This window comes from Aeromonas sp. L_1B5_3, assembly GCF_963866575.1.
GTDB classification, from domain to species: Bacteria; Pseudomonadota; Gammaproteobacteria; order Enterobacterales; family Aeromonadaceae; genus Aeromonas; species Aeromonas jandaei.
This window is the reverse complement of the sequence record NZ_CAWMDN010000107.1, coordinates 56,175-68,472: the sequence shown is the minus strand read 5'-3', so window position 1 is coordinate 68,472 and position 12,298 is coordinate 56,175. Positions and strand designations below refer to the sequence as shown.

Annotated in this window: 9 protein-coding genes; 5 read left to right on the top strand and 4 right to left on the bottom strand. The window is 60.0% G+C overall.

Going from position 1 to position 12,298, the window contains the following annotated elements; all coding sequences use genetic code 11:
• Nucleotides 1-231: 231 nt before the first annotated feature.
• Genes hemG through pepQ form a run of 4 tightly spaced genes read right to left on the bottom strand, consistent with a single transcriptional unit; the run spans nt 232 to nt 4,199 of the window.
• Nucleotides 232-756, bottom strand: coding sequence for a menaquinone-dependent protoporphyrinogen IX dehydrogenase (gene hemG / locus AACR93_RS08850; RefSeq protein WP_043850526.1), 525 nt, complete (start codon nt 754-756; stop codon nt 232-234).
• 7 nt (nt 757-763) lie between these two features.
• Nucleotides 764-2,221: a TrkH family potassium uptake protein gene (locus tag AACR93_RS08845; protein ID WP_033112846.1), complete on the bottom strand. Its 1,458-nt coding sequence runs from the start codon at nt 2,219-2,221 to the stop codon at nt 764-766.
• Nucleotides 2,222-2,259: 38 nt separating this feature from the next.
• A complete protein-coding gene (locus tag AACR93_RS08840) occupies nt 2,260-2,877 on the bottom strand; it encodes an IMPACT family protein (protein WP_043850525.1) in 618 nt (205 codons plus the stop codon).
• Nucleotides 2,877-4,199, bottom strand: coding sequence for a Xaa-Pro dipeptidase (gene pepQ / locus AACR93_RS08835; protein ID WP_043850524.1), 1,323 nt, complete (start codon nt 4,197-4,199; stop codon nt 2,877-2,879). The genes AACR93_RS08840 and pepQ overlap by 1 nt, the downstream gene beginning before the upstream one ends.
• 191 nt (nt 4,200-4,390) lie before the next feature.
• On the opposite strand from pepQ, the gene AACR93_RS08830 reads away from it, so the two are divergent.
• From AACR93_RS08830 to AACR93_RS08810, 5 genes are all read left to right on the top strand, one after another.
• On the top strand, nt 4,391-6,328 hold the full coding sequence (locus AACR93_RS08830; protein WP_043850523.1) for an acetoacetate--CoA ligase: 1,938 nt from the start codon (nt 4,391-4,393) through the stop codon (nt 6,326-6,328).
• Nucleotides 6,329-6,532: 204 nt separating this feature from the next.
• Nucleotides 6,533-8,680 (top strand): fatty acid oxidation complex subunit alpha FadB, encoded by a 2,148-nt coding sequence (gene fadB / locus AACR93_RS08825; RefSeq protein WP_043850522.1) that lies wholly within the window; start codon nt 6,533-6,535, stop codon nt 8,678-8,680.
• Between the two features lie 21 nt (nt 8,681-8,701).
• Entirely contained in the window at nt 8,702-9,865 is a 1,164-nt protein-coding gene (fadA, locus tag AACR93_RS08820; RefSeq protein WP_019446297.1) for an acetyl-CoA C-acyltransferase FadA, read from the top strand.
• A gap of 265 nt (nt 9,866-10,130) precedes the next feature.
• Nucleotides 10,131-10,853 (top strand): response regulator, encoded by a 723-nt coding sequence (locus AACR93_RS08815; protein ID WP_033112852.1) that lies wholly within the window; start codon nt 10,131-10,133, stop codon nt 10,851-10,853.
• A complete protein-coding gene (locus AACR93_RS08810) occupies nt 10,850-12,292 on the top strand; it encodes an ATP-binding protein (protein WP_041210601.1) in 1,443 nt (480 codons plus the stop codon). Before AACR93_RS08815 ends, AACR93_RS08810 begins: the two co-directional genes overlap by 4 nt.
• Nucleotides 12,293-12,298: the final 6 nt, after the last annotated feature.

Genomic DNA, 12,298 nt, shown 5'->3' with positions numbered 1-12,298 from the left:
TTTTCGCTTTTCTTTCGGCGCCCACTTCGCTAGGAAGCTGGCTCATCAGGTTGGCGTGTTCCGCCGTGCTGGTAGGGGCGCATTATAGGGAGCCGCGCTGGGATGACAAGAGGGAAATTGCAAAAAATGGCATTTTTTACTGATTTTCGCTTCAACCGTTGTTTTATTAAACAAAAGCCCCGCATCGGCGGGGCTCTATGGGGCAATAAACCCTATATTCACATCGAATTGCTATCTTTTTGACCAGAATTCGCGTGCAAAGGTGCGCACCTTTTCCCAATCAGTAAATTCGAGGTCTTTACTGGTATCGGTACTACCACCAGTAATCTTCATAATCAGCTGGATAATGCGGGTCTGCCACCAGTTATAGCGAGAGTACTGCAGCGCACCGGCAAACACCCCCAGGTTTTTCGGCTTCCAGGGCGAGAGGCGCAGAAACTTCTTCATATAGGCATTGGTTTGCGGCGTCTGCTTCTCTGGCTTGCGAGCGGTCAGGTTGACGCAGAAGAAGGCGGCATTGGCGACCTCCAGCTGCTCATGGTGGGCATGAATAAAACTGAGCAGGCTGGGGTGGAAGTTGCCATAGCGGATAGAGGCGCCGATCAACACCTTCTTGTACTTGCTGAGATTGCACTTGGGCAGGGTATGCAGATCGTGCATCACCACTTCACATCCCGGCATCTCCTCCAGCATGACATCGATGATTTTGCGGGTTTGACCGTCCCGAGAGGAATAAAGCACCAGAATCTTGTCCATAACAACCTCAACTACGCCAGAATGCAGGGGTAAACAGTACCAGAAGCGTAAAAATTTCCAATCGGCCAAACAACATGGCCAACACCAGCACCCATTGTGCAGCGGGTGAAATATTCCCGAAGTTGGCAGAGACCTCTCCCAGACCCGGGCCTACGTTGGTAAAAGCAGCCGCCACGGCGGTGAATGCTGTCACTTCGTTCAACCCCGTCATCAGCAACAGCAACATGAATATAAAGAAGAGGATGATATAGGTAGCGAAGTAGCCCCACACCGCCTCAACGATGCGCTCGGGCACAGCCCGCTTCCCCAGCTTCAGGGTATAGATAGCTCTGGGGTGAACCAACCGTTTCAGTTCACGCATCCCTTGCATGAAGAGGATCATGAAGCGCATCACCTTGATGCCACCGCCGGTACTGCCCGCACAACAGCCAATAAAGGCGGAGAACATCAGCAGCATGGGCAGAAAAGAGGGCCAGTCGGCATACGTAGTGGTGCTATAGCCAGTGGTGGTGCCCAGAGAGACCGCTTGGAACAGACCGTGGTTGAGTGCTTCTTGCCAAGTGGCGTAGTGCCCATGGGTCAGCAAGGCGATAAAGCAGATCATCACCAGGGTCACCTGGATGGCCAGAAAGACCTTGAGCTCCGCGTCATAGAGGTAGCGCCCGAGCCGAACAGGTCGATGGGAAAAGACAGTAAAGTGGAGCGCAAAGTTCACGCTGGCCAGCAGCAGGAACACCACGGTAATCAGGTTGATTACCGGACTGTTGAAAAACCCGATGCTGGCATCGTGGGTAGAGAAACCACCGACCGACAGGGTCGAAAACGAATGACACACCGCATCGAACAGCGTCATCCCGGCAAGCCAGTAGGCTAGGGCACAGAGCGCGGTCAGCAGCAGGTAGATGAACCAGAGCGCCTTGGCCGTTTCGGCGATGCGCGGCGTCACCTTGGTATCCTTGACCGGGCCCGGGATCTCGGCACGATAGAGCTGCATGCCCCCGATACCCAGCAGCGGCAGTACGGCGACCGCCAGCACTATGATCCCCATGCCCCCCAGCCACTGCAGCAGCTGACGGTAGAACAGGAACGCCTTGGGCAGATTGTCCAGCCCGGTCAGCACGGTGGCGCCAGTGGTGGTCAGGCCGGAGAAAGATTCAAAGAATGCCTCGGAAACCGACATATGCGGGGCATCGCTCAGAATAAAGGGCACAGCCCCCACGCTCCCCAGCACCACCCAGAACAACACTACGATGAGGAAACCCTCTTTCGCTCTGAGCTCCTTCTTGTGATAACGGTTGGGAAACCAGAGCGCGACTCCGAGCAACAGGGCCATGAGGAAAGATTTGATGAACTCGGCGCCGCCACCATCCCGATAACCAAACGCAACCAGCGCTGGCAGCAGCATGGTCGAGCTGAACAGCGCAACCAGCAGGCCAACGATGCGAATAATGCTCAGGGTGTGCATTCCGGCTCCTACTTCAAAACGATAAAGAGCGATGGATTCTAGCCATCTAAAGGCTGAAGGGATACCCGCCCATGGGTTCTGTCGGTCAATTCGCGGTCAACCCGCTCCCAGACTGCAGACTCCCACGCCACCTGCAGGGTAACCTGCTGGCCGTAATCGGCAGCCAGCAGTTCGCCGTTGTGACTGCTGATCAGTGACTCGACCACGCCCATGTCGCCATAGTCGCAATGAATGGAGGAAGGAGTGCGCGGCACCTTGAGTTCGGTCACCAGCTGCTTGAGGGCTGCCCCCACGCCGCCGCCATAAGCTTTGACCAGTCCACCGGTGCCAAGCTGGATGCCACCGTAGTAGCGCACCACCACGGCGCAGATTTCACCGAGCCCCGACCCCATCAACTGGGCCAGGATCGGCTTGCCCGCAGTACCGGAGGGTTCGCCATCATCACTGAAGCCATAGACCTGACTATCTTGCGGTGCGCCCGCCACAAAGGCCCAGCAGTGATGGCGAGCTGTCGGATGTTGACGCTTGATTTCGTTGATCCACCCCTTGGCCGCCTCGACGGTCGGGGTGTGGGCAATCAGGGTTATGAAACGGCTCTTCTTGATCTCTTCGCTGAGCTCCAATGGAGCGGCCGGAATGGGGTACGCTGCCGCCATCAGAGCCCTGCTTGTCTGGTCATGTTCTCCACCCCGTTGGCGTGCAGCACCACGTTGTCCTCGATGCGGATGCCGCCGAACGGACGCAGTGCCTCCACCTTGTTCCAGTTGACTCGCTTGCCCTGTTCGCCCTGACGCAGCGGCTCCAGCAGGCTGTCGATGAAGTAGAGACCCGGCTCGATAGTGAACACTTGGCCCACCTCCATCACCCGGGTGCAGCGCAAATAGGGGAACTGCTCGGGAGCCGCCAGATGGGTGCCGCGCTCATCCTGCATGAAACCACCGGCATCGTGTACCTGCAGGCCGAGGAAATGGCCGAGACCATGGGGGAAGAAGACGTTGGTCACCCCGGTGTGGATCATCTCGTCCACCGACATATCCACCAACTCGGTCGCTTGCAGCAGGCGCGCCAGCTTGTGGTGCATCTGCAGATGCAGCTCGCTGTAGCGACGGCCCGGTTTGATCTCGCCGATGATCTCCTGCTGCTGCGCATCCAGCGCCGCGATGAGATCGGCAAACTCGCCACGCCGCCACGCCCAGGTACGGGTGATATCGGAGGCATAACCGTGGAAATCGACGCCCGCATCGATCAGGAAGGAGTAACGCTCGGCATCAGGCACCCGCACGGCCGAGAGATGGGTGTAGTGAAGAATGGCCGCATTGCGGTTGATGGCGACGATATTGCCGTAGGGCGCCTCATTGGCCCCCTGCCCGACAGCCTTCATGTAGGCCAGATTGATCTCGAACTCGCTCGCCCCTGCCATAAAAGAGTCCTTGGCCGCGATATGACCACGGACACCGATGCGGTTCGCCTCGCGCAGACACTCCAGCTCGTAGGGGGTCTTGTAGGCACGGTGATAGTGCAGGTAGTTGAGCACCGCCTCCGGATTGGGCTGGGTCAGACCCAGCAGCTCGGCCACTTCCAGATGACCACCCAGATAGGCCCACTCCTGCTTGTTGGCGGGTAGATGATCGGCCACCTGCTCCGGTCTGGTCAGGAAACGGATATCGAAGAACTCGACCCAGAAGGCATTGGGCAGATCAGCCACCTTGTGCCAGAAATCGACCGGACGATAGAACAGCAGGATTGGTTTGTTCACCCCGTCCACCAGCAGCCAGCAGTGGGGATTGTCCAGCACCGGCAACCAGGCCTTGAAGTGCGGGTTTACCTTGAACGGGTAATCCTGATCATCGAGGAAGATGCGGTGGGTCTGGCCGGAGTGGATGGCCAGCCCGCCAAGTCCCTGTTGCTGCAGGATATCGCGGGTGCGTTGCTGCAAAGTATCGAGATGCTGGGCAAAAAGTTGGCTGTAGCTGCTCATGGCGTCCTGCTCCGAGGTGAATGTGATTGCAGCATAACATCAAGCGCTTGGCGGCTCGACCCGTCAAGCAGCCGCTTCGTGAGGTAACGCATACGTTACAAACGTGTTTGTTATCAACAGAGAACCAGCCGTTAACAAATCAAAAACAATTCAATACACTGCCGGTAGATACATGAAGTCAGGGATTACTCATGGACAACCTCTGCCTGTGGCAACCGGATCCGCTCAGGATGCAGCAATCCAACCTCTACCGCTTTATGGCAGAGGTGAACCGCTTCCACGGCCTGCAACTGCAGGACTATCCGCACCTGTGGCAATGGTCGGTGGAAAAGACCACCCGCTTCTGGCCGCTGGTGTGGCAGCACTGCGGCGTCAAGGGCGAACTCGGCAACATAGTGGCGGAGAATCGTCAGGATATGCAGCGCACCCGCTGGTTCCCCGACAGCCGCCTCAACTTCGCCGAAAACCTGCTGCGCCGCCAGGACGAGAGCCCGGCCATCATCTCCCGCATCGAAGGGAGCCCAAGCCGCACCCTCAGCTGGCGTGAGCTTGGGGAACAGGTTGCCCGGCTGGCTCAATGGCTGCGCAATCAGGGGATTGGTCGTGGCGATGTGGTTGCCGCCTATCTGCCCAATATCCCGGAAACCGTGGTAGCCATGCTGGCAACCACCAGTCTGGGGGCGATCTGGACCTCCACCAGCCCCGACTTTGGCGAGGCCAGCGTGGTAGAGCGCTTCGGCCAGACACGGCCGCGAGTGCTGTTTGCGGTGGATGGCTATCGCTACAACGGCAAGGCCATTGATATTCAGGACAAAGTGGCAGGGGTCGTCAACCAGATCGACAGCATAGAGCAGACGGTGATGATCTCCCTGCTCGGCAACCCGCTGCAGCTTGGTCACGACTGGCAGCAACTGCTGGCAAGTCAACCGGACGCCGGCCTCCAGTTCGAACCGATGGCTTTCAATGACCCGCTCTACATCCTCTACTCCTCCGGCACCACCGGCAAACCCAAGTGTATCGTGCACGGCATCGGCGGCACCCTGCTGCAACATCTGAAAGAGCACCAGCTGCACTGCGACATCAAGCCCGGGGAGCGCATCTTCTACTTCACCACCTGTGGCTGGATGATGTGGAACTGGCTGGTAAGCGCCCTCGCCTCCGGCGCCACTCTGGTGCTCTACGACGGCTCACCGTTTTATCCGGATGGCAATGTGCTGTGGGATCTCGCCCGCGACGAGCAGGTCGCCCTGTTCGGCACCTCGGCCAAGTATCTCGATGCTCTGCACAAACAGGGTTATGCCCCCATCAACAGCCACGACTTGCCGCACTTGCGGCTGATCTGCAGCACCGGCTCTGTGCTGTCGCCGGAAGGGTTCGACTACGTCTACCAGCAGATAAAGCAGGATGTGCAGCTCAGCTCCATCTCAGGCGGCACCGACATCTGCTCCTGCTTCGTCATCGGCAACCCGCTCAGCCCGGTCTATCGCGGCGAGAGCCAGGGGCGCGGCCTCGGTCTCGCGGTGCAGGTATTCAACGAAGCGGGCCAGCCGGTGCAGGGGGAGAAAGGCGAGCTGGTCTGCACCAAGCCGTTCCCGGCCCAGCCCATCTACTTCTGGGGTGACGAGAACGGCGACAAGTACCACGCCGCCTACTTTGAGCGGTTCGACAACATCTGGTGTCACGGCGACTGGATCGAGCTGACCCCGACCGGCGGCATTCTGTTCTACGGCCGCTCCGACGCCACCCTTAACCCGGGCGGCGTGCGCATCGGCACCAGCGAGATCTACCGCTATGTCGAGCAGCTGGACGAGGTGGAGGAGAGCATCGTCATCAGCCAGCAGTGGCAGCAGGACGAGCGGGTGGTGCTGTTCGTCAAGCTCAAGGCGGGCTGCAAGCTGGACGAACCGCTGCGCGAGCGGATCCGCCAGCAAATAAAGCAGCACTGCACCGCCCGCCACGTGCCGGCCCGCATCCTGCAGGTGGATGCCATCCCCCGCACCAAGTCCGGCAAGATCGTCGAACTGGCGGTGCGGGAAGTGGTGCACAATAGACCCGTCAACAATACCCATGCCCTCGCCGATCCCGAGGTGCTGAACCAGTATCGCAACCGGCCGGAACTGGCCAGTTGATAGCAAACTCACAGTCATCCGAGGCGCCGCAAGGCGCCTCTCTTTTGCCCGTTTTGTGATGAGGAGCTTTTACTCGAGAACTGTTAAACAAATGTTTTAAATAGGTGTTGAAAATGTCTCCTTTTGGATCAATAGTGAGCCTCGCCCCCTGCTGGGGATTAAGGAGCACCACTCCCCACTGAGTGGGAACAAGGAGACACTCTCATGATCTACCAAGGCGAAACCCTGTCGGTCAGCTACCTCGAAAACGGCATTGCCGAGCTGAGGTTTGATGCCCCGGGTTCAGTCAACAAGCTGGATCGCGCTACCCTGCTCTCCCTGAGCGAAGCGATCGCCGCATTACAACAAGAACGTGAACTAAAAGGTCTGATCCTCACCTCCGGCAAAGACGCCTTTATCGTCGGTGCCGACATTACCGAATTCCTGGAACTGTTCGATCTGCCGCAAGAAGATCTGCTCGGCTGGCTGAAAAAGGCCAACGACATCTTCAACGCCATCGAAGATCTGCCGGTGCCCACCCTCTCCGCTATCAAGGGCCACGCCCTCGGCGGCGGCTGCGAGACCATCCTCTCCACTGACTTCCGTCTGGCCGACACCAGCGCCAAAATAGGCCTGCCAGAGACCAAACTCGGCATCATGCCGGGCTTTGGCGGCACCGTCCGTCTGCCGCGGGTGATCGGCGCCGACAACGCGCTCGAGTGGATCACCACCGGCAAGGATTATCGTGCCGATGACGCCCTCAAGGTGGGTGCCATCGATGCCGTGGTCGCCCCTGACGCGCTGCAGAGCGCTGCGCTGCAGATGATCAAGGACGCCATCGCGGGCAAACTGGACTGGCAGAGCCGTCGCGCCGCCAAGAAAGCGCCGCTGCGCCTCTCCAAACTGGAAGCCATGATGAGCTTCACCACCGCCGCCGGCATGGTTGCCGCCGTGGCGGGCAAACACTATCCGGCGCCGATGACCGCTGTGAAAACCGTCGAGGCCGCTGCTGGCATGGGCCGTGACGAAGCGCTAGTCGTTGAAGCACAGGGCTTCATCAAGCTGGCCAAGACCGATGTCGCCAAGGCGCTGGTCGGCATCTTCCTGAACGATCAACACATCAAGGCGCTGGCCAAGAAGGCTGCCAAACAGGCGAGCAAGGCCACTGGCCACGCCGCCGTATTGGGTGCCGGCATCATGGGCGGCGGTATCGCCTACCAGTCTGCCAGCAAGGGCATTCCGGCGGTGATGAAGGATATCAACGAGAAGGCGCTGGCACTTGGCATGGGCGAAGCCACCAAGCTGCTCAATGGCCAGCTCGAGAAGGGCCGCATCGATGGCATCAAGATGGGCCAGGTGCTCTCCGCCATCACTCCGACTCTCAGCTATGACAACGTCAAAGGCGTGGACATCGTCGTCGAAGCTGTGGTTGAAAACCCGAAAGTGAAAGCCGCCGTACTGGGCGAAGTGGAAGGAATCATTGGCGAAGACGCCGTGCTTGCCAGCAACACCTCCACCATCCCCATCTCTCTGCTGGCCAAGGGGCTTAAGCGCCCGCAGAACTTCTGCGGTATGCACTTCTTCAACCCGGTGCACCGCATGCCACTGGTGGAGATCATCCGCGGCGAGCAGACCTCCGATGAAACCATCAACCGCGTGGTGGCCTATGCCGCCGCCATGGGCAAGTCCCCGGTGGTGGTCAACGACTGCCCCGGCTTCTTCGTCAACCGCGTGCTGTTCCCCTACTTCTTCGGCTTCAACAAGCTGGTCGCCGATGGCGCCGACTTCGCCGCCGTCGACAAGGTAATGGAGAAGGAGTTCGGCTGGCCCATGGGCCCCGCCTACCTGCTGGACGTGGTCGGCATCGACACCGGTCACCATGCCGGTGACGTGATGGCGCAGGGCTTCCCGGCACGCATGAGCAAGGAAGGCCGCACCGCCATCGACGTGATGTACGAAGTGAACCGCTTCGGTCAGAAGAACGGCAAGGGCTTCTACGCCTACGAGCCGGACAAGAAGGGCAAGCCGAAGAAGGTAGCCGACGCAGCTGCTTACGAGCTGCTGGCCCCCATCGCCAAGCCGAAACAGGATTTCGACAAGGAAGCCATCATCGCTCGCATGATGATCCCGATGATCAACGAGGTGGTGCTCTGTCTGGAAGAGGGCATTGTTGCCACACCAGCCGAAGCCGACATCGCGCTGGTCTACGGTCTGGGCTTCCCTCCCTTCCGCGGCGGCGTGTTCCGCTATCTGGACACCATTGGTCTGGATCGCTACGTGGCCATGGCCGACCAGTATGCCGATTTGGGCCCGCTCTACCGCGTCAGCGACAAGCTGCGCGAGATGGCTGCCCAGGGCAAAACCTTCTACTGATTGCGGAAAGGAGATCCATTCATGAAAGACGTAGTCATTGTCGACTGTATCCGGACCCCGATGGGCCGGTCCAAGGGCGGCGCCTTCCGCAACGTGCGTGCAGAAGACTTGTCCGCGCACCTGATGAAATCCATCCTGCTGCGCAACCCCAACCTCGACCCGAACGAGATCGAGGATATCTACTGGGGCTGCGTGCAGCAGACCCTGGAGCAGGGCTTCAACATCGCCCGCAACGCCGCGCTGCTGGCCGGCATTCCGAAGCAGGTGGGGGCGGTTACCGTCAACCGCCTGTGCGGCTCCAGTATGCAGGCGCTGCATGATGCCTCTCGCGCCATTCAGGTAGGTGATGGGGATATCTTCATCATTGGCGGCGTTGAGCATATGGGTCACGTGCCGATGAGCCACGGCGTCGACTTCCACCCCGGCATGGCCAAGTCGGTGGCGAAAGCCTCCGGCATGATGGGGTTGACCGCCGAGATGCTCGGCAAGCTGCACGGCATCAGCCGTCAGCAGCAGGACGAGTTTGCCGCCCGCTCCCACCGCCGTGCCCACGCGGCAACCGTGGAAGGACGTTTTGCCAAGGAGATCGTCGGGCTGGAAGGCCATGACGCCAGCGGCGCCCGCTTCTTCTACGACTATGACGAGGTGATCCGCCCGGAGACCACGGTCGAAACCCTGAGCCAGCTGCGCCCGGTGTTTGACCCGGTCAACGGCACCGTCACCGCCGGCAGCTCCTCGGCCCTGTCCGATGGCGCCGCCGCCATGCTGGTGATGAGCGCGGATCGTGCCAAGGCCCTCGGCCTCACGCCGCGCGCCAAGGTACGTGCCATGGCCATCGCTGGCTGTGACGCTGCCATCATGGGTTACGGCCCGGTTCCGGCGACCCAGAAGGCGCTCAAACGGGCCGGTCTGACCATCGGTGACATCGACCTGTTCGAGCTGAACGAGGCGTTTGCCGCCCAGTCCCTGCCCTGCGTGAAAGATTTGGGTCTGCAGGATCAGGTGGACGAGAAGGTGAACCTCAACGGCGGCGCCATTGCGTTGGGTCACCCGCTCGGCTGCTCCGGTGCGCGCATCTCCACCACCCTCATCAATCTGATGGAGGAGAAGGATGCCACGCTGGGGGTTGCCACCATGTGTATCGGTCTGGGTCAGGGCATCGCCACCGTATTCGAACGGGTGTGATCCACAAGCAACTCGATCGAATATCAACGTTTTCGGGGCCGGCATGACCGGCCCCTTTTCAAATCTGAGACCATCGCCACACGGGGTGCTGGCCTGTAGTCGGATGCTGGGTATTGGCCGTCCCGTTTGGGTCGGCCTTTTTTCGTTTTAAACCCGGCAATGGGTGGTTATTGCTCCAAACCTCACATTAGATGGGGGGCTTGCTTGCTTTTTGCTCCCCCGACAGGTTCAATCTGCACAAAAAAATGGGTGGATGCACATACATATGTCAATGAGCAAACAACTGCTGATCGTCGATGACGACCAAGAGATCCGCGAGCTGCTCAATGAATACCTGACCCGGGCGGGCTTTCAGGTATTGACGGCGGCAGAGGGTAACGAGATGCGCGAGCAGCTCGCCCAGCACAGCCCGGACCTGATCATTCTGGACATCATGATGCCCGGCGAGGATGGCTTTACCCTCTGCCAGCAGATCCGTCGCACCTCCCAGGTGCCCATCATCATGCTGACTGCGGCTTCCGACGAGGCAGATCGGGTGATCGGCCTCGAACTCGGCGCCGATGACTACATCGCCAAGCCCTTCAGCCCGCGTGAACTGCAGGCCCGCATCAAGGCCTTGCTGCGCCGCGCCGAATTCCGCCAGCCGGAAAAAGAGAAAGAGCCGAGCCGTCGGCTGCGCTTCGCCGAGTGGACCCTCGATACCCTGAGCCACCAGCTGACCCACGAAGATGGCAGCCTGCTGGATCTCTCCGGCAGCGATGCCATGCTGCTCGGCATGTTCCTGCAGCAGCCCGGCGTGGTGCTGGATCGCGACACCATCTCAGATGCCACCCGCGGCCGCGAAAGCCTGCCGATGGAGCGCGGCATCGACGTGCAGATCAGCCGCTTGCGCCAGAAGCTGGGCGACAATGGCAAGAGCCCGCGCATCATCAAAACCATCCGCGGCAGCGGCTACATGCTGATCGCCGAGGTGCACGAACTGCCATGAGCAACAAATGGTCCTGGGGGGCACTGGTGCCCCGCTCTCTGCTGTCGCGGATGATCCTGCTGCTGCTGCTGGCCATCCTGCTCTCCCAGACCATTCTGACCGGCATCTGGATGCAGCAGATCCAGAAGCGGGAGCTGGAGGGGATGCTCAGCACCACCCGCAACCTCGCCATGTCTGCCGCCTCCACCGTCAACTTCTTCAAATCCCTGCCGCTGCAATATCGCCACATCGCTCTCGATCAGCTGCGCAACATGGGGGGCAGCCGCTTCTTCGTCTCGCTGAACGAAGAGGAGATCCACATCAACGCCATCCCCGACAGCGAACGCAAGACGCAGGTGCTGGAGGAGGTGCAGGGAGTGCTGACCCGCAAGCTCTCCGATGCCATGGCGATCAAGGTGGATTTCTCGCGGCCCGAAGACCTCCACGTATTCAACAACGACACCCTGCTGGCGGACCTTCCCTCCTCCTGGGCGCGCTACACCCTGTCGCTTGAGCCCATCAACCCGCCGGTGCTGGTGACCCAGATCGAGATCGAAAAGGGCGAGTGGCTCTATCTGGCGGCCCTGCTGCCCGCCCCCTACATGACCTTGGATGACACCGTCATGCCGAGCAATCAGGTGCGCTTCATCGCCCTGATGACAGTGTTCCTCTGCTTCTTCACCTTTATGCTGGTGCGCTGGCAGACCCGGCCGCTGCGCCGGCTGGCCAAGGCGGCGGTCAACCTCGGTAAGGATATCGACCAGCCTTCGCTCAAGGAGGAGGGCGCCTCCGAGATCGTCGCGGCGACCCGCGCCTTCAACATCATGCAGCACCGCATCCGCCGCTATATCGATGATCGGGAGCGGCTGTTCAGCTCGATTTCTCACGACCTCAAGACCCCCATCACCCGGCTGCGGCTGCGGGTCGAACTGCTCGACGACGAGGTACAGATCGCCAAGTTCAACAAGGATCTCGACGAACTGGAGCTGATGGTGAAAGGGGCGCTGCAGACGGTCAAAGAGACCGACATCCACGAGAACATCGAGGAGATCGACATCAACGCCCTGCTGGAGCAGATGGCCGAGTCGCTCAACCTCCACGACGAACGTCTCACCATCGAAGGGCACTGCAAGTGGCCCTACCGTGGCAAGCTGCTGGCTCTCAAGCGCTGTATCGGCAATCTGGTGGACAACGGCATCAAATATGGCCAGCGGGTGCGCATCATCATCATGGATGACGAGGAGATGCTGATCCTCTTTATCATGGATGAGGGCCCCGGCCTGCCGGATGACCAGTTCGAGCGCATCTTCGAGCCCTATTACCGACTCAGCACGGATCAGGCCGGCACCGGCCTCGGGCTCGGCATCGCCCGTAACATCGCCCACGCCCACGGCGGCGATCTGGTGCTGGAAAATCGTCCGCAAGGTGGTCTGCAGGCCACCCTCTCACTGCCAAGGTAGTCTTCT